The organism is Acidimicrobiia bacterium (assembly GCA_035471805.1).
Taxonomy (GTDB): Bacteria; Actinomycetota; Acidimicrobiia; order Spongiisociales; family JAHEDJ01; genus JAHEDJ01.
In genome coordinates this window covers 85,321-107,450 of sequence record DATIPS010000008.1, presented here as the reverse complement: position 1 = coordinate 107,450, position 22,130 = coordinate 85,321, and the positions used below count along the sequence as shown (strand labels likewise).

At 64.3% G+C, this 22,130-nt stretch carries 21 protein-coding genes; 10 read left to right on the top strand and 11 right to left on the bottom strand.

Features of this window, described 5'->3' with window-relative positions; genetic code table 11:
* Positions 1–187: 187 nt before the first annotated feature.
* Entirely contained in the window at positions 188–1,339 is a 1,152-nt protein-coding gene (locus VLT15_01980) for an acyltransferase (GenBank protein HSR43985.1), read from the top strand.
* A gap of 127 nt (positions 1,340–1,466) precedes the next feature.
* On the opposite strand, the gene VLT15_01975 is transcribed toward VLT15_01980, so the two are convergent.
* Positions 1,467–2,873, bottom strand: a complete 1,407-nt coding sequence (locus VLT15_01975; GenBank protein HSR43984.1) for a pyridoxal-dependent decarboxylase — start codon at positions 2,871–2,873, stop codon at positions 1,467–1,469.
* 253 nt (positions 2,874–3,126) lie between these two features.
* Here VLT15_01975 and VLT15_01970 point away from each other — a divergent pair, with 253 nt between their 5' ends.
* Positions 3,127–4,479: an ion transporter gene (locus VLT15_01970; protein ID HSR43983.1), complete on the top strand. Its 1,353-nt coding sequence runs from the start codon at positions 3,127–3,129 to the stop codon at positions 4,477–4,479.
* A 65-nt stretch (positions 4,480–4,544) separates the two neighbouring features.
* Here VLT15_01970 and VLT15_01965 read toward each other — a convergent pair whose 3' ends face one another.
* The 5 genes from VLT15_01965 to VLT15_01945 form a co-directional block, all read right to left on the bottom strand.
* Entirely contained in the window at positions 4,545–5,027 is a 483-nt protein-coding gene (locus tag VLT15_01965; GenBank protein ID HSR43982.1) for a hypothetical protein, read from the bottom strand.
* A 243-nt stretch (positions 5,028–5,270) separates the two neighbouring features.
* On the bottom strand, positions 5,271–5,714 hold the full coding sequence (locus tag VLT15_01960; protein ID HSR43981.1) for a nucleoside 2-deoxyribosyltransferase: 444 nt from the start codon (positions 5,712–5,714) through the stop codon (positions 5,271–5,273).
* A 127-nt stretch (positions 5,715–5,841) separates the two neighbouring features.
* Complete coding sequence (locus VLT15_01955; GenBank protein ID HSR43980.1) at positions 5,842–6,348, bottom strand: hypothetical protein; 507 nt, start codon at positions 6,346–6,348, stop codon at positions 5,842–5,844.
* Between the two features lie 237 nt (positions 6,349–6,585).
* Positions 6,586–7,443 (bottom strand): LLM class flavin-dependent oxidoreductase, encoded by an 858-nt coding sequence (locus VLT15_01950; GenBank protein HSR43979.1) that lies wholly within the window; start codon positions 7,441–7,443, stop codon positions 6,586–6,588.
* A 9-nt stretch (positions 7,444–7,452) separates the two neighbouring features.
* Positions 7,453–7,641: a hypothetical protein gene (locus tag VLT15_01945; protein HSR43978.1), complete on the bottom strand. Its 189-nt coding sequence runs from the start codon at positions 7,639–7,641 to the stop codon at positions 7,453–7,455.
* A 402-nt stretch (positions 7,642–8,043) separates the two neighbouring features.
* On the opposite strand from VLT15_01945, the gene VLT15_01940 reads away from it, so the two are divergent.
* The gene (locus VLT15_01940) at positions 8,044–8,679 is read left to right on the top strand and encodes a hypothetical protein (protein ID HSR43977.1); all 636 of its coding nucleotides are present in this window, start codon (positions 8,044–8,046) and stop codon (positions 8,677–8,679) included.
* A 4-nt stretch (positions 8,680–8,683) separates the two neighbouring features.
* A complete protein-coding gene (locus tag VLT15_01935) occupies positions 8,684–9,001 on the top strand; it encodes a transcriptional regulator (protein HSR43976.1) in 318 nt (105 codons plus the stop codon).
* A gap of 35 nt (positions 9,002–9,036) precedes the next feature.
* Here VLT15_01935 and VLT15_01930 read toward each other — a convergent pair whose 3' ends face one another.
* Positions 9,037–9,879, bottom strand: a complete 843-nt coding sequence (locus VLT15_01930) for a DegV family protein (protein HSR43975.1) — start codon at positions 9,877–9,879, stop codon at positions 9,037–9,039.
* Between the two features lie 230 nt (positions 9,880–10,109).
* On the opposite strand from VLT15_01930, the gene VLT15_01925 reads away from it, so the two are divergent.
* The gene (locus VLT15_01925) at positions 10,110–11,294 is read left to right on the top strand and encodes a hypothetical protein (GenBank protein ID HSR43974.1); all 1,185 of its coding nucleotides are present in this window, start codon (positions 10,110–10,112) and stop codon (positions 11,292–11,294) included.
* A 127-nt stretch (positions 11,295–11,421) separates the two neighbouring features.
* On the opposite strand, the gene VLT15_01920 is transcribed toward VLT15_01925, so the two are convergent.
* Positions 11,422–14,679 (bottom strand): adenylate/guanylate cyclase domain-containing protein, encoded by a 3,258-nt coding sequence (locus VLT15_01920; protein ID HSR43973.1) that lies wholly within the window; start codon positions 14,677–14,679, stop codon positions 11,422–11,424.
* On the opposite strand from VLT15_01920, the gene VLT15_01915 reads away from it, so the two are divergent.
* Positions 14,605–14,778, top strand: a complete 174-nt coding sequence (locus VLT15_01915) for a hypothetical protein (GenBank protein HSR43972.1) — start codon at positions 14,605–14,607, stop codon at positions 14,776–14,778. The genes VLT15_01920 and VLT15_01915 overlap by 75 nt on opposite strands.
* 241 nt (positions 14,779–15,019) lie before the next feature.
* Here VLT15_01915 and VLT15_01910 read toward each other — a convergent pair whose 3' ends face one another.
* Positions 15,020–15,994, bottom strand: coding sequence for a hypothetical protein (locus VLT15_01910; protein HSR43971.1), 975 nt, complete (start codon positions 15,992–15,994; stop codon positions 15,020–15,022).
* 93 nt (positions 15,995–16,087) lie between these two features.
* Here VLT15_01910 and VLT15_01905 point away from each other — a divergent pair, with 93 nt between their 5' ends.
* Entirely contained in the window at positions 16,088–16,552 is a 465-nt protein-coding gene (locus VLT15_01905) for a nitroreductase/quinone reductase family protein (GenBank protein ID HSR43970.1), read from the top strand.
* Positions 16,553–16,716: 164 nt separating this feature from the next.
* Positions 16,717–18,456 (top strand): adenylate/guanylate cyclase domain-containing protein, encoded by a 1,740-nt coding sequence (locus VLT15_01900; protein ID HSR43969.1) that lies wholly within the window; start codon positions 16,717–16,719, stop codon positions 18,454–18,456.
* Positions 18,457–18,642: 186 nt separating this feature from the next.
* Here VLT15_01900 and VLT15_01895 read toward each other — a convergent pair whose 3' ends face one another.
* Entirely contained in the window at positions 18,643–19,563 is a 921-nt protein-coding gene (locus VLT15_01895; protein HSR43968.1) for an LLM class flavin-dependent oxidoreductase, read from the bottom strand.
* A 236-nt stretch (positions 19,564–19,799) separates the two neighbouring features.
* Between VLT15_01895 and VLT15_01890 the strand changes: the two genes are divergently transcribed.
* Positions 19,800–20,756, top strand: coding sequence for an EamA family transporter (locus VLT15_01890; protein ID HSR43967.1), 957 nt, complete (start codon positions 19,800–19,802; stop codon positions 20,754–20,756).
* Between the two features lie 152 nt (positions 20,757–20,908).
* Here VLT15_01890 and VLT15_01885 read toward each other — a convergent pair whose 3' ends face one another.
* Positions 20,909–21,400 carry a MarR family transcriptional regulator gene (locus tag VLT15_01885; GenBank protein HSR43966.1) on the bottom strand — a complete coding sequence of 164 codons (492 nt, stop codon included), beginning with the start codon at positions 21,398–21,400 and terminating at the stop codon, positions 20,909–20,911.
* Positions 21,401–21,493: 93 nt separating this feature from the next.
* On the opposite strand from VLT15_01885, the gene VLT15_01880 reads away from it, so the two are divergent.
* On the top strand, positions 21,494–22,072 hold the full coding sequence (locus VLT15_01880) for a YceI family protein (protein ID HSR43965.1): 579 nt from the start codon (positions 21,494–21,496) through the stop codon (positions 22,070–22,072).
* Positions 22,073–22,130: the final 58 nt, after the last annotated feature.

Here is a 22,130-nt window from a genome sequence, read left to right as displayed (position 1 = left end):
TTCGCCATCGGAGACGAGTCGTGCAAAGCCGGTGGCGCTCCCTGCTGCCCGGCGGCACGGGCTCTTCGAGGAGATCGACTTCCAGGCCGGCACGAATCCGGCATGGGGCAAAAGCACCCGCTGCTCCTGATCCGGCAGGAGATCTGCTCTACCGGCTCCGATGCCGCCAAGTAGCTTTCGTGGTGTCATGGTCGCTTCCCAAGGACCGGAGGAAACCGAGCAGGCGCCGGCGCAAGCACGGCTGGCATGGATCGACAACCTCCGTGTTACGGTGATCGCCGGCGTGATCGCCGCCCATGTCGGAACCGCCTACGTCGTGGACATCGACTGGTACTACATGGAACGAACCGACAGCGAGTTCGTCCAGATGGTCGGATGGGCGGTGCTGGGAATGGGGCTGCTGTTCGGCATGGGGCTCCTGTTCCTGGTAGCCGGCCTCTTCACCCCTGCTTCGTTTCAACGCAAGGGCCCCGGCCGTTTCGTTCTCGATCGGTTGTTGCGTCTGGGGCTGCCGGTGGTGCTGTTCGTGGCCGTCGTCGACCCGGTCACCGATTACCTCGGATACCGGGGGATGGGCGAGGGAAGCGAAGGATTTGTCGGCTACCTCGATAGATGGTGGCGCGAAGATGCCGATCTCGGACCGGCATGGTTCATCGCCACCCTCCTCGCGTTCTCTCTCATGTACGCGGCATGGAGACACCGGTCGGGTGGGCGTCACCCGGGCGACGGTCTGAGCCGGCGCCATCTTGCAGCCGTCGGCACGTTCATCGCACTGGCGACCTATCTCGTTCGTCTCGTGTGGCCCTTCGCTTCGAACGCCGTATTCGGGATGAACTTGTGGGAAACACCGCAGATGGTCGCCCTCTTCGCCCTGGGCACGGTCGCAGGAGAGCGAGGCTGGTTCGCCGCAGGGGTGCCCGAGCGCTTGCGACGAGCCTGCGGCGGGATGACGATCGCGGGTGTCGTGATGATGCTCGGTGTGCTCGCCGCGATCGACCCTACGGACCCTGACCTGGCTTTCACGGGCGGGCTCACGGCCAAAGCGGCGCTCCTGCCGATCATCGAGGCGGTCATCGCGGTCGGCATGTCGCTCTGGATGATGGAGTGGTTCCGGCGGCGATGGAACCGTGCCGGCCCGCTGGCCGCGTCGCTCGCCCGGGCCTCCTATGCCGCCTATCTGATCCACCCGCCCGTTGTCGTCCTGTTGAGCGTGGCGATGCGATCGCTCAACTTCTCGCCTGAGTGGAAGTTCGCCATCGTTGCCTCGCTCGGAATCGCCGCATCTTTCGCGTTGGGCCGGTTGGCCACCCGCCTCCGGCTGCTGGCCCGCATACTCTGAACGTCACCGACGTTCCGGGCGTGCGGCATCCGGTCGCCTTGCTCTCCGATGTGGTCGGCACCGGCTGGACGGGAGAATCGCCACCACCACGGCCACACTCCAGAGAACCGGCCGAGAACGGGGCTTCTCAACCCGCACAACGCAGAAGCGCTGCTACCGCCCTCTCGACGTCCGACTCATCTGTTGCCCAGTCGGCCACGGAGATCCGCATGTGCCGCTTCCCGTTCCATGTCGTACCGCTGAAGAACGCCGTGCCGTCGGCCTGGACCCGGGCGAGCAGGCTGTCGGTGAACGCATCCTGATCGCCGTCGGGCGCAAGCCAGCGAATGAGAACCTGGTTGAAGACCACATCGTTGACGACCTCGACCAGACCACTCGCCGACAGGCGATCGGCGAACAATCGCGCCAGCCGCCAGGTTCGACTGATCATGTCGTCAACACCGGACCGGCCGAGAGATCGCAACGCGGCATAGACTCCGAGCCCTCGTGCACGCCTCGAGAAGTCCGGGTTCCAATCCATCTGGTCCCTCACCTCGCCGTCGGCCTGGATGAGGTACGCGGCGTGCACGCTCATGGCGGCCCGGTGGGCTGCCGAGTGTCTACAGATGGCCAGCCCCGAGTCGTACCCGACATTCAGCATCTTGTGGGCATCAGTCGACCAGGAATCCAGCCGTTCCAACCCGTCGGTGAGATGTATGAGAGCAGTGGATGCGCGCGCCCACAACCCAAACGCTCCGTCTACGTGAACCCAGCTCGGGTTGCCCCGCGCGCGGTGCCGGTCGGCGATGTCTGCCACCGCCTGAAAGTCGTCGAAGGACCCATGATTGACGTTGCCGGCCTCGACACAGACAATCGTCGGTCCCTCCAGGTCCAATAGTGTTCGCTCCAGAGCTTCTGGGTCTATTCGGGCCTGTGAGTCCGAAGGTACCTCGATGGCGGTCGAGTCGCCCAAACCCAGGTGGCGCAAAGCTCGAGGCACCGTCGAGTGCCGCTCGGTCTTGACAACGACGTTGACTTTGGGCGCTCCCTGGAGTCCATCAGCTTCGACGTCCCATCCGATCTCGCGGAGTACATGGTGGCGGGCGGCCGCCAGACATGTGAAGGTGGCCATCTGTCCTCCGGTCACAAACCCAACCGAGGCGCTGCTGGGGAGATTGAGGGCATCAAGAATCCAGCCCTCCGCTACCTCTTCGGCGATTGCCACCCCCGGGGCGACGGCATACAACCCGGCATTCTGGTCCCAGGTGGAGGCGAGCAGTTCGGCGCCGTAGGCTGCCGGGTGAAGGCCGCCGATCACGAAGCCGAAGTAGCGACCCGACGAGTGGGCACTCAAATAGGGTTCGAGGTCACGGGCAAGCGCCGCGACCACTTGCTCGGGGTCCGTCCCGTCCTCAGGTAGAGGACCCGCGAGTAGTGCTCGTATCTCTTCGGGATCGGTGGGTCGATACACCGGACGGTCGGGCAGTGAAGCGAGGTAGCTCGCGGCCGGAACCATGGCGGCTCGGATTACAGCTTCCCAGTCTGAATATCGCACGGTTCCCCAGTCTTGCCGCGATCGTGGCCACTGACTCTACGTGCCGCGCGGCGTGGACGCGGGAGCCACCTCCAGACGCCGCAACACCAGGACGGATCCCCTTCCTCCGACCTCTCCGGACGAGGCTCGACACGACTTGGGCGGTGGACCCCGACGGGGCAACCCGCAGCCCCCATTCTGCGCCGTCTTCCGCCAGCCGACATCCGGGGCGCTACCGGCGATAGCATGCAATCCCAGCCGGCGGACGGGGTGTATGGAGAACAACCTGGAGGATCACAAGACCGGCCTATTGCGCCTGTACCGGACCGAGTTGGGTCTCGGCGCTCGCGAAACGGCTGTGCTGGCCGCGACGATCTTCGTCGCGGCCGTGATGCCGCTTGACGTGGTACTCGGCTCGCCCGATGCGGTTTGGATCACAGCGGCGTCTCTCATCACTGCGCTGCTCTTCGCCGGTGATGTGGCGGTGCGGTTCTCAAAGCCGATTCTGGTGGAGGGCATCACGGTCACGGAACCGGCATTGATCCGTCGCCGCTACCTGCGCACCTGGTTCGTGGTCGACGTGCTGGCCGCAATCCCGTTCGACGTCATCGCGGTGGCCCCCGGGATCGCCGGGGGTTCGACGGCGCAGGTGTTTCGGCTGCTCGGGCTGTTGCGGGTCCTCCGAGTAGCTCGCATCCTCTTGTTGCAGCGGGAGTGGCGGGTTCGCACGTCGTTCAATCCGGCGCTGCTGCGCCTGGCTTCCTTCTGCTTCTGGATAGTCCTGATCTCCCACTGGATAGCCTGCGGGTGGATAGCTCTCGATGGTCTCGAAGCCGGGCACGCGGAACTGCATCCGTACCAGCAGGCCCTCTACTGGACGATCACCACGCTGACCACGGTGGGATACGGCGACATCGCCCCGGTCGGCGGACCACAGGTCTTCTACGCGATGGTCGTCATGGGCCTGGGCGTGGCGATGTACGGCTACATCATCGGCAACGTCGCCAGCCTGCTGGCCAATATCGATGTACTGCGCTCGCAGCACCTGGGCCGGATCGAAAAGATCAACCACTTCCTGCGTGACCGCGACGTGCCCCGTGAGCTCCAAGGCCGGGTGCGGGACTACTACAACTACCTCTGGGAGAGCCGGATGGGGAACCAGACGGAGATTCTCGACGATCTCCCCAGTTCGCTACATATCGAGATAGCGCTGCATCTGCACCGCAGGGTGCTGCGCAAGGTGCCGCTCTTCGAGAGCGCCAGCGACACCTTCCTGCGCGAGCTCGTATTGCACCTTGCCCCGCAGGTCTGCATTCCGGGAGAGACGATTCTGCGCCGCGGACAGATCGGCCATCAGATCTACTTCATCAACAAAGGGTCGGTAGAAGTCCTGGGCCCCGATGAGGAGACGGTGATCGCCACCCTCAGAGATGGGGCATTCTTCGGGGAGATGGCTCTGCTCACCAGCCAACCGCGCGCCAACACCGTCATCGCCGTCGACTACTGCACTCTCTACACGCTGGAACGTGAGAGGTTCGACCAGGTTCTGAGAGACTTCCCGGAGTTCGCCGCCCAGGTACGCAGCATCGCCGAGCTCCGCCGGAATGAGGCGCAGCCCGACCCGTGATCGTCCCCGCACACGCCCATCCTGCGGGCGTGTGCGAGCACGATGCTGGGGTCACCGGCGCCGGTTCAGGCTGATGCGACCGAGTTCCCCACCAACACACCGTCGACGAGGTCGCCGGACAGCTGAACCGGCTGCTCTGTCCACGACGATATCGGGATCTCACCGTCGACGGAACCCTCGACGAGGGGAAGTTGCATCAGGTCGACTCCCTCGACCGGGATCTGCGCTCCGGCGGGTTGAGGTGGATACGACTCGGCGATTCCGTCGGCGATAACGACGCTTCCGTCGGTGCCGACGAACACGTACCCGTTGACCAGGAACGGGCCGTCGACCGTAGCAGCAAGCAGTTCGGCGACGCTGATGCCGGGGCCCATCCCCTCGGCCATCGTCCCACCCGCATCGCCGGCGAGCGGAGTGTCGCCTCCCGTTTGGGGAGGTTGGGTGGTGGGAGCATGGTCGACATTCGGCTGTTCGGTGCCGGCGTCGCCCTCGCCGCAGGCGGCCAGAACCAGTAGGGCGGCTGCGAGCAGGACGGTGATTCGTTTCATGATTCCTTGCCTTTCCTTGATTCCCCTGTCAGACGTCGCGCGACCATGCCCTGGTTCCCGCGCTCCTGCCGCGGGGCCGGGGCGGTCCTCGAGATACGGGTGTCTGGTTCCGCCGGCAACCTGCGAAGAAGTCACCTGATCGGTACAAAGCCGCCGGGCGGCTTCTCCGAGCAACTCGATCGGCAGCCGGTCGCGGATGCCTTCTCGGTTCCCACGTCCCGTCCGCCGACAGGCTCTACCTGCCTACTCCCGAATGATCTCGCCCAGCCTCTCGAGCAGGGCGGTCTCCTCGGAATAGATCTCGTCCAAGGCGCCGACCAGCATCGGATTGAGCGCAGTGCCGCCGCGTAGGAAGTCCGTAGAAAGGCCGATCATTACGCGACTCTGATTCCGGTGAAGACGGTCGGCGTAGGCGAGGCCCATCTCCACGGCCATCCCCTCATCCGGCACGCGTCCGTCGAGGATGCACAGCAGCACATCACACGCCAGAACCTGGCCCTTGTCGAGCTGGAATATCTCCTGAGCCACCTCAGTTCGTCTGATTACCTCAGGGTCTTTGGGGCCCTCGTACCCGTCTCGCTGCGGAAGGAAGACGTCGAAGCCGAGCGCTTCGATCGAGGCCGCCAGACGCATGTTGAACTCACGCTCCTGGACGCTGAACAGGGGGCCGGCGAAGTAGAGCCTCATCTGCTACCTCTCTGCCAACCGATGCTACCCCAACCCTGCCGGGAGTACTCGGCCGGATGTCGATGAGATCCCTCGGGCAGGCATGTCCACTCCGGCCTTCGCCTGGGGAGGTGTTGGAGACCGGTCGTCAGGACCCTGTCGGACCTATCGCGGTATCGGAGTTGTTGACCACTGCGATCTCACCGTAGGCGTTGTCGACGCACTCGGCGGCGAGTGCCGACGCCTGCGATCCGGCGATACGTTCAACATCCTCGACGTAGAGATATCCGCCGCCTCCGTATACCTCGTCTCCGACCCCCATCGACTCACCCTGGGGCGGGACCACTACCTGGGCGTCGGCGTCCCATCGGGTACCGGCGGGCCACACGACCGGGTAGCGTTCACCGACCTCGTCGAGCGCCACATAGAGACACTCACCGTCGAGTTCCAGAACACCGCGCACCTCCGCAGCCATCCCCTCCTGACTGCTGGATCGCTCGGGATATCGCATCACCGGCCCATCGACTCCGGGACTGCCGGAGGATCCGCATCCGGCCAAGAGCATCACAAGAGCGATGCGGCCCAGAACGGAAGACGGGCGGACAACTCGAAAACCGCCATCCTCGTCAAAGGGTTTGAGGGCACGAATCTTCATGGGATTGAGACGCTCAGTGAACCCAGCCGGTTCCCGCTCATTCAACCGGACCCTCCCCAAGAACGCCCATCGTCCGTGTGAGTCGTCCGGCGGGAGCGGACTCATCGGGTTGATGATCCGGATGATCCCCTTGATCCGACTTCCGACCGGAGGGGCCACTCGCGCCACTGCTTCTGTGGGGGCTGAGGTGGCAATCGCTCAAAACTCAGCCGCACCGACCGTCGGCGGATGGTTCGGTCAGATCCTCGGCGGCCCCGCCAGCACCCGCTCGCGAAGCTTCTCGGTATTCCATGGTTCGGTGAAGCCCTCGTCATAGCGGTAAGGGGCGATCGGCTCGAGCCACCACGTTGCGCCGACATCCGCGAAAGACCCGACGATCTCAGCCGCTCTCGTCGGATCGTCCCCGGGCGTGACGCCCGAGTACACGACATCGAAGGGGTCCCCCGTTTCCCGGTGCGACGAGATGTAGGTGACACAGGCTCGCAGGGCCTCCGTCTCGCTCTGGCCCTCATCGAGCCGCAGCAACGGCATCACACCGTCCCAGCGAGCGGCTCTCCGCATCGGCCTCGTGTAGGGCCAGACGCCTCCGACCCAGATGGGGATACGCGGACTCTGAACAGGGGCCGGCCGGAACCTGGCACCTTCGACCGTGTAGTACGTGCCGCGATGAGTCACGCGCTCGCCGGTCCAGAGTTGTGTGATCACGTCGAGCGCCTCGTCCAGCATCGCACCGCGCTCCCTATGGACGGTGTTCTCGCCCATGTTGTCGAACTCCGGCGCACCCTCACCGCTTCCAACCCCGAACACGAACCGACCTCCGGACAGGCGGTCGACGCTTGTGCATTCCCGTGCGAGCTTCTGCGGACGCCTCCTGGGCACGGGCGTAACGGTCGTCCCGATGGTGATGGTGGTGGTTGCCTGTGCGACGGCACCGAGCGCGACCCAGGGGTCGACCATCGTGTTCTCGAATCCCCCGATGTGGTCCCAGATGAAGAAACCGTCCCAGCCGCTCTCCTCCGCCTCGATCGCCAACGACACCATGGCGGTCGGATCGCCCCACGAGCCGAAGTTGGGGAGGTAAAGCCCTGAGTTCATCCCCTCACCCTAAGTGTCAAGGTTCCAGGAACCTTCCCCGCACGCCTGGTAAGGCCAAATCGAAGACATGCTTGCCAGCAATGCTGCAGACCAGCGCGCCTCCCGGTTCTCCCGCATGACAATCCACACCAGCAGCTCGCCGTCGACGGAGGGGGCATCTTCGGAGGACATCTCCGCCTCCACACACCAGGTCTCCATCGACGGGCCGCTCGGGCCGTCAACCTCTTCCGGTGTCTCTCCGGGCCAGACCCTGACAATCCGATTCTCGACTCCGGAATGAGACGGGAGTGATTCCCAATAGGCTTCCAGCGCCTCCCTTGCGCCCTCTGGGAGTTCCTCCGGCTCCGAACACGCGGAAAGGCCGAGGCTCGCTCCAAGAACAGCAAGAACCACAATCCTGGCCGACACCTCGGCCCAACGGCCATTGAACATCCGCAAACGCCCCTTGCTCGAAGCCGGAAGACTGTCTCTAACAAACTATCAGCAGCGAGCCGGCCGAGCGGCGAGTTCACCAACGGCACAAGGGTGTTTAAGCCCTGGACAATGACCGTTCTTTCTCATATACTTTGCATTGCAAAGTACTTTTCACAGGAGTTTGCAATGACCACGCTGAACGATCTGGAGAGACGCACCTTCCGTGCCGCCAGAGATGATGGCCTTTTCGATGTCATGATGGCGGCCTTCCTCTCGATGTTCGCTCTGGCTCCGCTGCTGAGCGACAGCCTCGGAGACTTCTGGAGTTCGGCCATCTTCGGCCCGATCTGGTATGTCACATACCTGGTCATGCGCTTCACGCGCGAGCGAGTCGTCGCTCCGCGGCTCGGGACCATCGAACCGGGCGGCGATCGCAAAGCCCGCCTGCGCCGGGTCAACCTGATCCTTCTTGGAGTCAACTCATTGGCTCTGGCAGTCGGCATCGCCGCAAGCGCAGGATGGCTGTCGAACCGAGTCGACCTTGCCGGCCTCACATACCCCATCACTCTGGGGTTCGCCGGATTGGTGATCTTCTCACTGGTCGCCTACTCCACCAGCACCGGGCGCTACGCGGTGTACGGGCTGTTGGTGGCGCTTGCCCCCCTCGCCGGAGAGTTGCTGTGGCAGAACGACAAGGCCACGCATCACGGGTTCCCGATAGCGTTCGGTTCCGTGTCGACGATCATATTCTCCGTCGGGATTCTCAGGTTTGTCACTCTGATTCGCCGCCATCCTCTGCCCGACCAGACTGCCGCGGTCTGAGTCGATGACGGCCGACAGCCCTGCTGATCCCTTCGCCGCGATCGACCCTGTCATCCATGCACCGGCGAGGCTTCGGCTGATTGCCCAGCTGAGCGTCGTTGACGCCGCTGATGCCACGTTTCTGGTGAATGCCACAGGCCTCACCTGGGGCAACCTGGCGACCCATCTGAGAAAGCTCGAGGACCACGGTTACGTGAGCATCGACAAGGGCTACCGCGGCCGTAAGCCCCACACGGCCGTGAGCCTGACCGAGCAAGGTCGTGAGGCATTTCAAACCTACCGGACGCTCATCATCGAGGCCCTCAACGACATAACCGAATAGAGCCCCGGACGGAGCTCTGGCGCCTTCCTACTCGATCAGTCGTCGACGTAGTAGGCAAGTCCCAACAACCCGGGCCCGGTGTGGGCACCCATGACCGGTGTCAACTCGGAAACATAGAGCTCCGCACAGTTGAAACCGCCGGCCACGCGGGCCCTCAACTCCTCGGCGTCGTCGGCTGCATCGGCTTGCACCACAGCAGCATGGACCGGACGGTCACCGACCTCCCCTGCCATGATGTCCAGGAGGGTTTCGGTCGCTTTGCGTCTCGTACGAGGTTTCGCATGGGGCTCGATCATCCCGTCGACGATGTGAATGACCGGCTTGAACTGCAACAAGCTTCCCATGAAGGCGGCCGCTCCCTTGATCCGGCCTCCCCGGTGGAGATACTCCAGGGTCTCGAGGAAGCCGTAGAAGCGGACTCTCGATGCCATCTCGGTGGCTCGTTCGGCCACGGCATCCAGGCCGTCACCGAGCGCGGCCGCCCGGGCCGCTTCTATGACCACGAAGCCCTCGGCCATCGTCGCCGTACGGGAATCGACGACGCGGACCGGCACCCCGAGCGATCGGCCGGCCAGCACCGCTGTTTCGTAGGTGGCACTGAGCCGTGAGCTCAGGTGAATGCCGACCACCCCGCTCGCTCCACGCGCCGCAGCCTCATAGACCTCGATGATGTCGCCTACCGATGGGGTCGAGGTAACCGGAGGCTCCTCGCTCGAACGCAGCAGCCGGAAGAACTGAGTCGGGGTGAGGTCTTCTCCATCCCGGTATGAACGGCCTCCATGGTTGAGGATTATGGGCACGACGGAGATGCCGAGTTCGCCGATCAGTTCCTCAGGAACCGTTGCGACGGAGTCGGTCACTACGGCGATCTTGGTCACAACCCCGGGTATAGCAGATCGGCAATCGTCGCCGGCTCTCGGCGGCGGACTTCGCCCTAGCCCGACCCGGTCGACTCGTCTGGGGGCCATGACCCGGAAAGCAACTGGAGGCGCCGGGCTCGGGTCGCCGGCTGGTCCTTGCGGCAAGAGTCTTTTGACTCTGGTTGAGACCGGTCCGGCTATGGAGGATTCGAATCGCGGCTTCGGTGGCTGATTCAGGGAGGTCAGAGTTGCAGCGGCCCCTATTGCTCTCTCTATTCTGCGCGCTTGTGATGCTCGGCTGTTCCCCGGTTGCCGACGTAACCGCATCCGAACTGTCGGCCGTGGTGCAACGAGACGGTATTCCCTTCGAAGGCGCCGCCATCCCCGAAGAAGTCGTCGACCTCCTGGGGGACCACAAGGTCGTCCTCCTCGGGGAAACGCATCACCTGCGTGAACACTGGGCCTTTGTGGCCGACCTACTCGGCGAACTCCACTCCCGGGGCTTCCGGCAGTTGCTGATCGAAGCACCGCAGATGGTCGGCTGGCTTCTGGACGACTACGTCCAGGGTGGACAGCTCGTTCCCGAGTGGGTTCCACCACGGTTCTATGAAAGAAAGATGTCTGCGATCCGCGCATACAACGAGACGCTCCCACCCGATGAGCGAATCCACGTTCACGGGATCGATGTGAACGAGGAGTGGTACGGAGGAGCCCGGAGTTTCCAATCCATTCTCGACTATCTCCTCCTCAGCCTGCCGGCGCCCGGGCCGGAAGGCGCGTCGATCGGAGCCGACTACTCCACCGCCGCACCGGACGTCCAGACGGAGACGATCGAGACGCTGCTCGCCTCGCTGGAGGCCGGCCGTGCGGCGTTGACCGCGTCATGGGGCTCCGGCTGGTACGAGGAGGTAGTCGAGATGGCTGAGGTGGAGTTGGAAAGCATCGACATCAGGTCCGAGGACGGCGATGCCGCGTCAAGGGCACGAGAAGAGGTCATCAAACGCCTCACCGACAAGCGGGTTGCCGCGTGCTCGTGCAACACCGTGATCAACGTCGGCGGCCATCACGCCCAGAAGTCGCATCTCAAGGGTACCGAACAGCAGTGGATGGGCGACTACCTTGCCCACGAGAGCACGGTGGTCGGGCGTTCGATCATCGTGGTTGGCTTGAGTTCGGCCCGGACCGTGTTGGAGACGGGAGCGGGCGGCACTCCCTGGGACATTCTGCAGAGCGCCTCACCCGACAACGAGTTGCTGAGGCTGATGGCAGAAGCATGGCCCGGGAAGACCGTCTTCCTACCGCTCGACGACCCCCTCTTCAGCGAGCGACGAGTTGCCTACAACTCGGAAGACATCATCTACGCGACAGCTCTCAAAGAACAATACGACGCCATCATCCAATACGGCCTGGCAAACCGGATGCCCGAAAACTGAGCGCGCACCGGACTCAGCTCGTTTCGATCGAACAAGCATCGACTCGTCTCCGAGATCGTGCCGCAACCCGGCCGTTCACGTTCTCCACCTCCACCGAGACGGACACAGCCTGCAGACCGACGGACGTCTAGGCGGTATCGGCAGCCGCCGTTTCGAGGAGCGCGAACGGCTCGGCGTACAGGTCGAGCAGGGTTCTCAATCCTGCCTTCTCCCAGTTGGCGCGGACCACACCCGCCCATTCCCGTGCCCTGGGATGATCACCGCCGAGGTAGAGCGGCGTCGACGCCCGCACCATCCCCCCGTAGATGGGACCCCAGATGCCGTCGCCGATCTCGATAGCCGCCTCGAATCGGGCCTCGGCCTCGGCAATGTCTCCCGCCAGCGCGGCGAGTGCTCCCTCGAGACAGTGCTCACGGAGGTTGGCAACCGGTAGTCGGGGCAAATCCGCTTCCGCGCCTCTCACCAACTGAAGCTTCTCAGCGTCCATCATCCGGAGCGCGAATATCGTCGCCCAGTTGTACTGGTGACCGATCGGTGATCGATGGTTGCTCCCCAGGGCAAGCTCGACGCCGGACGCCGGGTCGCCCCGATAGAAAGCGTGTACGGCCCTGGAGACCTCGCGATTGGACTGGATCTGCTGATCGCCCGTTCCGTGTCGCTCCCAGCGCTCTTCATCGGAGGCGATCGCACTCTCCACTTCACCGCGCAGGAGGCTGACGCCGGACCGCAGTTCCTCGACCTGGTCGGCCATTGCCGCATCCATGGGCAAGGCCATCACCTCCGCCATCGTCTCGAAGTGCTCGTCCATGTCGAGGGTTACGTGCCAGCGGCCGGCCTTGTCGATGAGCGCTTCGAGGAGGAGGCGCTGGTCGCCTATGCGGCGGGCGTCCTCGATACGCTCCTCGACGAACGGATCGAGAGCACTCCCGGAGATGTAGTTGATGTTGGCGGTCACTCGGCGCTTGGTGGCACTCAGCTGATGTTCGCGAGAGAGATCGAGCGCAGCCATGAGGATGACACGCGCCTCGCGCAGGCGCCCGGACGTGCCGAGGCCGGCCCCCTTTGTCGCCCACAGCTCGGCGATGGTGGGAACCATGTCGAGTTCCTCGGCAAGCGCCAGGGCCCGCTCAGTCCACTCCATTCCCTGGGGCTGACCGTCGAGCATGAAGGCACGGGCCAGCTCTGCCATCGCCACCACGTGGTCGGGTGTCTCGCCGGGATCGGCCTCGAGTGCCTCCAGCAGCGCCGGCCAGGCATCATTCGACTCCCCCACGTCGTCCAGGAGCTTTGCATAAACGGCCGCCGCTTTCACGCGGCCGAGCGGGCTGCCGGCTGTGTCGAACTCAGTCACCGCTCGCTGGGCGAGATCCCGCGCCCGTTCGTCGAGGGCGGAGTGGGCGGCGCGTGCCGCCCTGGTGAGTAGCTCGCCCCTCGAGGCCGGATCACCGGCAAGGTCGACGCCGCGCAGACAAAGATTGACTACTTGGCCGTAGGAGCCGAGGAGGTCGGCCCGGTCTGCGGCATTCAACAGGCTGGCGATGACGCGCGAGAGAAGCTCTTCTGCATCGGGACCATCCCCGGCGGCTTCGAGGGCATCGAGATAGTGGCTGGCGATGATCCCGGTGAGTTCGGGCTCGTTCCGGGACTCGTAGAAGGCGGCCACCTGCTGGTGCAGGCGAACCCTATCGGCGCGGCTCACCCGGTCATGAGCGACCTCGCGGATGATCGACTGCACGAACTGGTACTGGCCCTGTTCGGGCGAGCGCGGGTCGCGGTTGAGGCTGAGGATCTCCTTGCGAACGAGTTCGGCCAGCCTCTCCTGAAGCGCCTCCTCCGGCTCATCGCGAAGCGACGCCAGCGCCGCGGCCCGGAATGACTGTCCCAGGATGGCGGCATCGGCGATGAGCGCCCTCGCGCTCGATCCGAACTGGTCGAGACGGGCACCCACGAGGCCGTGCAGAGAGTCGGGGATCTCCACGTCTCCCACCTCGCCCACCATCTCATAGCGAAGATCATCGAGAGGGCGGATGAGTTCGCGGGCGATGAGCATGCGGATCATCTCGACGGCGTAGAGAGGGATTCCACCCGAACGATCGACGAGCTGGTCGACGAGACTCGCCGGTGCGTCGGGGACGACTCCCCGCAACAGTTCCTCAATCGTCGGCGGAGCAAGGGGTGCGAGGTGGAGACTGACGCTGCTGGCCCTTCCCGATCCCCACCCGACTCGCCGCTCGAGGAGCGACGGGCGGGCTAGCGATATGACCAGGATCGGTTCCTCTCCGGCAATGTCGGCAAGATCCTCGATGAAGTCCAGCATGCCGTCGTCGGCGAGGTGAAGATCCTCGAACGCCATAACGACGGGGCCCAGGACGGCGATGTTGGTGAAGAGCATTCGCCACGCAGCGAAGAGCTCTGCCCGTTCCGCCACGGCCTCGGAGATCCCGAGAAGGTTCTCCAGCTTGGGCTCCATCCACGCCCGGTCATCGCCGTCGGGAACCAGTTCGGCGAGAGCAGTACGCAGACGGGTCCGCGTTTTGTGCTCGTCATCTCCCTCAGTTATGCCGCACCGTTGACGAACCATCTCACCGATCGCCCAGAATCCGGCGTTCTCGCCGAACGGGAGCGAACGGCCGTGGTGCCAGTAGACGTCATCGGTGAGACCGTCTACGTAGCTCCACAACTCATCGAGCAGCCGGCTCTTCCCGATTCCGCCCTGTCCGACGATCGAGACCAGGCGCAGCCGGCGGTCCCGCTGCACGGCGTGCAGGTTGTCCTTGAGGAGGCGTAGCTCATCCGTCCGTCCCACGAACGGAGGGACGAGGCCGGCCATCCGACGCGTCCCGCCTATCCCGGCGACGACACGCACGGCTTTGAACGCCTCGACCGGTACTTCCTTCCCTTTGAGTTCGAGCGAGCCGACCGACTCGAAATCGATCGATCTGCTGGCGAGGTCCCTGGTCGATCGTCCAACGAGAACTTCGCCGGCTGCAGCGGAAGACTGGATACGCGAGGCGGTGTTGATGGTGTCGCCGACGATGAGGCCCGTTGTTGCGTTGCCGTCACCACCGACGACGGCCTCGCCCGAGACCACGCCGGCCCGGGCGCGCAGATCGGGAAGATCGAGCTGCTCCCCCACCGCCTGGACTGCATCGATGAGCTCGAGAGCGGCCCGCACGGCTCGCTCGGCGTCGTCCTCGTGCGCTGTCTGTGCTCCCCACACGGCCATCACCGCGTCGCCGATGTACTTCTCGATCACTCCGCCGAAGCGGTCGACGACCTCCCTGGCCCGGTCGAAGTAGACGGTGAGCATGTGCCGCACTTCTTCGGAATCACGGGCTTCGGTGAGCGGGGTGAACCCGACGAGGTCTACAAAGAGCGCCGAGATGAACCTGCGCTCCTCGGATTGCGCGGCATCCGGGGCGATTTCCCGAGCCGGAGAGACGGTCGCCGGGGAGTCTCCGCCGGTCGGGGTTCCGCACTCTGAGCAGAAGCTATCCGACGGGTCCAGGGGCGACTGGCACGACGTGCACGCCAGTGACTGCGGTGTGCCGCACCTGGAACAGAACTTGGCTCCGGGGCGATTCTCCGCTCCACAGCTCCTACAGGTCATATCCCCTCATGACGGGCACGCTAGTGGGCGAAGCAACTGGTGTCACTCCCCGGGGAGCGAAGAGCACGGTTTTCAAACCACAGGCATCAACACCTTCCGCAGCCCGCGCCCCTGATCACTTCCGGCGGCCGGCGGCTTCGAGCACGCGAAGGGCACGAATGGTCACCCAGGGGTTCGTGCGGGTCTTCCCACCAGGACCCCATCCGGCGAAGGTGCAGTTGCTGCAGATCTCACCTGCCGTGCGGGCCCGTCTCACCTCCATCGGGAACCCACCGTCGGGGGTCCGCTTGGAGAGCAGCAGATCGAGAGCGCGCTCACAGCGCGGGTCGTCGAGGCGGTCGATGTCGGCCATTAGCTCCAGGACGAGGAGAACATCGAAGAAACGGATGGGGAATCCGATTCGGTCGGGTGGAGGTCCCCAGTTCGGCACGATCAGGTCGCCGTTGCGATGAAGAAGCAGTTGGTGTTCCAACAGAAGCCCGACCCCGCGTTCTAGGGTCCGGCCGGCGCTCGCGTCGCCCGTCGCATGCACCCATGCCGCCAGCCCCCGCAGGCCCAGCACCGTCTCCACAAAGGACGACCGCCGCGCTTGCGGGCGCACATCACAGTTCCAGCCCCCATCCGGCCACTGCATCTCCCCGAGCCGATCCGCCAGCGCCCGGAGCCGGTCGTCGATCAGGCCCAGCTGCAGGCTGGCCCAAAGCACGTTGCCCTCCATCGAGGCACAGCGCCTGACCCGATCGTGCTGTCCTTCGACATGCAGGGTCCAGTTCGGCTTCAAGAACGCCGGCGACAGGATCCATGAGAACACGATCTCTTGGATCTGTTCGAGGCGTGGATCCCCACCGGGATGCCCCCGTTCGGCCAGCTGCACGAGGACCCAGTGAGCACCTTGCCACTTGCGGTACGGGTGGCGCGGGTCCACAAAACCGCCCTCGATTACCGCCCTGCAGTCCCGACTGGCGCGGATCTCTTCGGCCAGGGTACGCATATCGGCGGTGTCCGGTTCGAGCCCGTCCAACACGAGCCGGGCCTGATAGCGAACCGCCGGGTCGTCCCACGTACGGAGACGGTCGACCAGTGTCTCCATGTTGAGATCATAGGGGCGGCCGAAGGCCGGCACGGTCGTGGATTGACCCAGTCGGGGCGTCATCCGCGGACCGACCCCCGCTATCCTTTCCAAATGGCAGTAGACAAGCGGTCTCTCAAGGGCAAACTGCTCCTCCAGGCAAAGCGATTCGGTGGGGCGGCTCACGGGGCAATGTATCGCCGGTCGGGAGGCCGGATGGGTGGCACCCTGCGGGGCGTCCCGGTCCTCCTCCTGACGACAACCGGCCGAAAGAGTGGACTTGAACGGACGGTGCCTCTCGTCTACGACGAACAAGACGGTTCTTTCGTTGTCGCAAGTTCCAACGCCGGACACTGGGAGCCGGCATGGCTGCTCAATCTTCGCGACGATCCCCGGGTGACCTTCGATGTGGGCCGCAGACGATTTCAGGGCACTGCCGAGATCGTCGACGGCGAGCGCGGGAAGGCCATGTGGGCCCGGTACGAGCAGCTACATCCCACCTATCCCAAATACAGAGAGAGCCGCGGCGTCGACTTCCCGATGGTGGTATTGCACCCCGACACGGCCGGCTCTTCCTGACAACCGCGCTCGAGGAACCTGCACCCGATGATGCTTCGAGCATCCGGGACGCAACGCTTTGAACAGGCATCGCTCCTGGATCGGAGGCCCACTACCCAGCACTGTCTCTTACACCGGCCGGCAGGACGCCATATGATGGATCATCGGATGAAAGGGGGACCACCGTGAGCGAAGCTCCGGTCGAAATGGTGGCTCTCAACGCAGACATTGTTGGGTACAGCAGGCTCCTTGCCGACGACCTCGAGGCCACGACGGCGACCATGGAGGACTACAAAGACCTGGTCGAGGATAGAGTCGGCGAGAGCGGGGGCACCCTGGTCAACTTCGTCGGCGACAACTTCATGGCGGTCTTCGATGATGCGACGGATGCAGTGCGCACCGCCATCGCGATCGCCAACGAGATCGAATCCAAGAACGCCGATCGCGCTCGAACCGGCCAGATACGCTTTCGCATGGGAATGGACCAGGGTGGAGTCGCCGTCTCCGACGGTCGGTATTTTGGCGATGCCCTGAACATCGCCGCACGGATTCAAGCCATAGCCCCTCCCGGAGGGCTCAGTGTGTCCGGGAGGGTCTACCAAGCCCTGGACGAGCCGGCCCTGCGATTCAAGCCGCTCGGCAAGCGCCGGCTGAAGAACATTCCGGAGGAAGTGGACGTCTATGAGTTCGCCGACCTCCCCGCCGATGGTCGCTCCGGATCGGCACAAAGACCGCTGGCACTCGAGTCGCCGACGGTCGCGGTTCTCCCCATCCATGCCGATATGGTGGACGAATCTGTGCGGGCAACAGCGGGCATACTCCGGATGGACCTGATCCATCGTCTGACCAGAGTCCCTCAATTGAGCGTGATCGACGCCAAGGCCGAACTGGGCAGTAGCGGCGCACCGGGAACCGCCCGTTACATGATCGAGACCGGAATCCATCAGGCCGGCGACAACGTCAGGATCTACGCAACGCTCTTCGACGTCACATCCATGAACGTCGTCAAGTCACACAAGTGGACGACGACGGTGGCCGGCCTGTTCGCCCTATCGGAGCAGCTGGCGGATGAGGTGGCTCGGGCGATAGAAGTTGACCTGGTGGTGGGAGAACCTGCCGGCCTCTACGCGGATCTGGACGATCCGGAAGCGATAGAGCAGGTCTATCTCGGTTGGTACCACCTGACGAGCGGCACAGTCGAGGGATGGTCTCGGGCTGTGGATCTATTCGGCCGGGTCGCCGACTCGCATCCAGACCAGCCCTACGGGCACGTGCTTTCCGCCTTTGCGAACTGGACGGGCGCAGCCAACGGCTGGTCCCGGGAGCCCGAGCAGATGTTGCTCAAGGCGCGAGACCAGGCTCGGATTGCACTCGGGCTGGGCGATCCGACCGGTATGGCGCGGACGGTCGAGGCCGCCGTTCTGATGTCTCAGGGTCGCGCCGAGGAAGCTTTGGAGGCCATAGAGAACGTCGAAATCATCAGACCCACCTGCGACGTCACCTTCGGCCTGGAGGGCAGCGTCCGGCGATACCTCGGGCAATGGGAGAAAGCGATTGATCTCACCGATGTTGCCATGCGCCTGACGGGGGTCAACAAGCCGTGGTATCCGACGGTCAAGGCATGTTCGCTGTACATGGGGGGCAGAGTCGAGGAGGCGGCGTTCGTGGCCGAGATGGTTCTCGAGCACCAACCACACAACCTGGAGGCTCTGCTCGTCCTGACCGCGGCCCAGGTCGAGTTGGGGCTCGATCGACGGGCCCGGGCGACTGCCGAACTGATTCGGGAACGCTACCCCGCGGTGGACGTAGCGCAATGGATCGAAGCCAACCCCTATCAGGGTCGGGATATGGTCGAACGGTGGAAAGCAGACCTCGTTGCCGCCGGAGCGATCGACCTCGATCGGGAAAACGGCACCGGCACATAGCCGGCTTGGCCCGCCCGCCTCCGCCCGCAGTCGACATCGGATGCGGTGCCTCCGGACTCGACGGTAGTTCCGGGTGAAGACGGGGCCGGGTCTTCTTCGCAGCCGCCGTTGCGGCGGCACCACGGCCGGCACACGCTCCGGCGAGGCAGGGCCCGGTGCGCGGCAGGCAGAACCACCGCCGGCCGGTCACTCATCGAGAAGCTCGATCACCGGGCCAATGGCATCCAGGCTCTCCTCGGTTCCCGGCCACGGGACCAGCTCCACCCTCGTCACACCGATCTCGCCGAACCGGGCAATAGTCTCGGCAATCTCGGCCGGCGACCCCGAAATCGGCACTCCGAGCCCGGTTGCTTCCGCGCTGTGATCGTCGGTCGGCTCGACGAAAACTCCAATCGAGCGCCCCAGCGTGGCCGGGTCGCGATCCACGCTGACGCACGCTTCCTCCAGCCGGTCGAGCATCGGGGCGAACCACTCAGGCAGGCTGCTCTCGGTGGCGAATGCGCTCCAGATGTCCGCATGCCGTGCCGCCAGTCTCATCGTGCGCGGCCCGTGCGCACCCAGCATGAGAGGGATGACGCCCGGACGAGGACCGCGCGGACGGATCTCCAGCTGTTGGGCGTGGTGGTAGCGGCCCTCGCTTGAAACGATCTCGCCGCGCAGCGCCGGAACAACGATCTCGAGGGCTTCCTCATAACGCGAGACCGTCTTGTCCGGCGGGTAGCCAAAGGTTGCTCCCTGATCGCCCGCGTGACCGGCGCCCAGACCCAGGATGAAACGGCCGCCGCTTATCTCGTCGAGCGTCTCGGCGACCTTGACCGTCAGACCCGGATTTCGATGCAGTGCCGAGAGCACCCAGGTCCCGACACCGACCGTCGAGGTGCTGGCTGCCACCGCTCCGGCCATCGACACGCATTCCCACCATCCGCGCGGACCGGGCCAATCCGGGATACGCCACAAGAGTTCATCAGCCACCCACACGGTGTCGAAACCGAGAGCTTCGGCGTGCTTCGCCATATTCCTGATCTCGGGCCACGAAGGCTTCTCACCCGACAGGGGCTTCTCGAGCATCGGCAGCACCAGACCGACTCCTGAACGACCTACCGACACCGCAAACTCCCTTCGCTTTGAAAGCCGAAGCCGACTGCGGCGACTCTACATGGGCCGCCCGTTCGGTACCCGCGGCCGATCGCCGCCGGCAACGGTCATCGGCAACATGACCGAGTGCGGAGGAATCCGCGCCCAGGCAGATGCCGTGGCGATGGGTCTGCTTGACTGGCTACCCAGACAAGAGGCTCCACCTTGGTCTAGAGCGATGGGGAGCCCGACCGCATGAGGAGGGACCAATGGCAGCTGTCACGGCCGCCCGCAGCGGCTTGCCGGAGAGACGGGTTCTGGCCGCCTTCGGCTTGTTCGTACTGGCCGGCGGCGGCGCCTCCGTCGCCATCCGCATCACCTACGAGGAGATGGCCCCGTTCTGGGTCGGAACAGCGCGATTCGGGTTGGCAGCACTGGCATTCTGGGCACTGTCCGTCTCCAAGAAGCTGTCATTGCCCCGAGGGCGAGCACTCTTCGGCGCGGTGCTCTTCGGAACGCTCACCGTTGGATTGGCTTTCGCCCTGATCGGTTGGGGCCTCATCGAAACACCGGCGAGCACCTTTCAGACCCTGATGGCACTCATCCCGCTCGGAACGCTGTTCCTTTCTTCATTTCAAGGCCTGGAGGCGATAACCCGGCGCGGGATTGCCGGTTCCTTTCTTGCAGTCGCCGGTATCGCCGTCACCGTTGCAGGCACCGGCGGATCGGGGACTTCGATCCCGCACATCATCGCGATAATCGTGGCATCGGTATTCGTCGCCGAGGGCGGTGTATTGATCAAGAAGTTCCCTCCGAATCCTCCTGTCATGACCAATGCAATTGCCATGACGACCGGCGCGCTCATCCTCGGCGCCGTGTCACTGGCCCGGGGTGAGTCGTGGACCGTCCCCTCCCAGGCGGATACGTGGGTCGCCCTCGTCTACCTGGTGGTGTTCGTGACGATCATCGCCTTCCTGCTCTACATGTTCGTTCTGGAGAAATGGACGGCATCGGGAGCGTCCTATGGATTCGTGCTCGTTCCTCTGGTAACCATCGTGGTTGCAGCAACAGTGGCCGGCGAGGCGATCACGGCGGGGTTTCTCGCAGGCGCGGCTCTGGTGCTGGCCGGGGTCTACGTGGGAGCCTTGATGCCCACCAAGACGAAACAGGAGGAACTCCGGAAGTGCCAAGATCAATCCGTGGGGGTCCTTCATCGTTGCGCTTGACACGTCACGGCACCAACTCGAGAAGCTTCTCCCCCGATACGTCCGGAACCAACACACCGGTCTCACAGCACGACCGCATGGCGGAAGTCAAGGAACGTCCCTCGGATTTGGCTTGTCGGCGTCGGTAGCAGGCCGGCGGCCGGCTGCGGGCGTCAGGATGCGTCGATCGACCGGCCAAGCAATGCAAGCGCCTCGCCCTCGACACCGGCCGCGAGCTTGGTGAGGATCCTGCGGAGGTCTGCCATCTCATCGGACGTGAGGTGTGATCCGACGTGTTCGTCGATGCCGCGGAGATGCATTCGTCCAGCCTTCTTGAACGTCTCTTCACCTTGCGCGGTCAGGGCAACGAAGGTCCCGCGTCGATCTGATCCGCAGGACCGGCGCTCCACCAGGCCGCCGCGCTCGAGGCGGTCGATGAGCCGTGTGGTCCCGCTGCGGCTGAGACCGATCTGATCGGCGACATCCGAGGCTCGCATAGCGCCTCCTTCGGCTTGGGAGAGCATGAGCAGGATGCCGTACCACTCGAGCGACACGTCGGTCTCGGCGTCCATTTCCTCGGCGAGCACTGCGTTGACGCGGGTGAACGCAGTCATCACCGCGCGCCAGGTCTCGGAAGCCTCGGTGGTCTTGAGTTTCACTGCCATAAGAGGAGCGTACAGAAAATAGTTGCGCAACGCAATCAATCTGATATAGTTGCAATACGCAATCATTGATAAGTGCAACAAAAGGAGACCCCAATGACCGCCGCAGCTCATGCGCTCACCCGCACCACCGACGGGAGCAAAATCGTCCCAACCGAGGGCACCTGGCAGATCGACCCCGCTCACTCGTCCGTTGAGTTCCTTGCCCGTCACCTCATGGTCACGAAGGTACGCGGCTCGTTCCCGGACGTCACCGGCACGATCGACGTCGCCGGGAACCCTCTCGACAGTTCCGTTTCTGTGACGATCGCGACAGGCTCGGTGTCGACCGGCGCCCCCGACCGCGACGGACATCTCACTTCGCCCGACTTCTTCGACGTCGCGGCGTACCCGGAGATGAAGTTCGTCTCCACCGGTATTGTCGCCAGCGGCGACGCCTGGGTCCTCAACGGAGACCTGACCATCAAGGGGATCACCAAGCCCGTGGCGATCGACTTCCGGTTCGAGGGCCTCGTGGACGATCCGTGGGGCAACTCCAAGGCAGCCTTCTCGGGAAGGACCGAGATCCTGCGAGAGGAGTGGGGACTGACCTGGAACGTCGCGCTCGAATCCGGCGGGGTGCTCGTTTCCAAGAGAATCACAATCGAGATCGAGGTTCAAGCCACGCCGGCCTAACGGCGACACATCGCACCCCGAGTGCCGATACGAGCCATATAGTTGGGCCACGCAACTA

Bases quoted from the DNA above. Each gene is read 5' to 3' on its own strand.
- VLT15_01885 (HSR43966.1), bottom strand. From the start codon at position 21,400: ATGGCAGTGAAACTCAAGACCACCGAGGCTTCCGAGACCTGGCGCGCG.
- VLT15_01980 (HSR43985.1), top strand. From the start codon at position 188: ATGGTCGCTTCCCAAGGACCGGAGGAAACCGAGCAGGCGCCGGCGCAA.
- VLT15_01970 (HSR43983.1), top strand. From the start codon at position 3,127: ATGGAGAACAACCTGGAGGATCACAAGACCGGCCTATTGCGCCTGTAC.
- VLT15_01960 (HSR43981.1), bottom strand. From the start codon at position 5,714: ATGAGGCTCTACTTCGCCGGCCCCCTGTTCAGCGTCCAGGAGCGTGAG.
- VLT15_01940 (HSR43977.1), top strand. From the start codon at position 8,044: ATGACCACGCTGAACGATCTGGAGAGACGCACCTTCCGTGCCGCCAGA.
- VLT15_01880 (HSR43965.1), top strand. From the start codon at position 21,494: ATGACCGCCGCAGCTCATGCGCTCACCCGCACCACCGACGGGAGCAAA.
- VLT15_01950 (HSR43979.1), bottom strand. From the start codon at position 7,443: ATGAACTCAGGGCTTTACCTCCCCAACTTCGGCTCGTGGGGCGATCCG.
- VLT15_01890 (HSR43967.1), top strand. From the start codon at position 19,800: ATGGCAGCTGTCACGGCCGCCCGCAGCGGCTTGCCGGAGAGACGGGTT.
- VLT15_01965 (HSR43982.1), bottom strand. From the start codon at position 5,027: ATGAAACGAATCACCGTCCTGCTCGCAGCCGCCCTACTGGTTCTGGCC.
- VLT15_01905 (HSR43970.1), top strand. From the start codon at position 16,088: ATGGCAGTAGACAAGCGGTCTCTCAAGGGCAAACTGCTCCTCCAGGCA.
- VLT15_01945 (HSR43978.1), bottom strand. From the start codon at position 7,641: ATGGAGACCTGGTGTGTGGAGGCGGAGATGTCCTCCGAAGATGCCCCC.
- VLT15_01955 (HSR43980.1), bottom strand. From the start codon at position 6,348: ATGAAGATTCGTGCCCTCAAACCCTTTGACGAGGATGGCGGTTTTCGA.
- VLT15_01935 (HSR43976.1), top strand. From the start codon at position 8,684: ATGACGGCCGACAGCCCTGCTGATCCCTTCGCCGCGATCGACCCTGTC.
- VLT15_01910 (HSR43971.1), bottom strand. From the start codon at position 15,994: ATGGAGACACTGGTCGACCGTCTCCGTACGTGGGACGACCCGGCGGTT.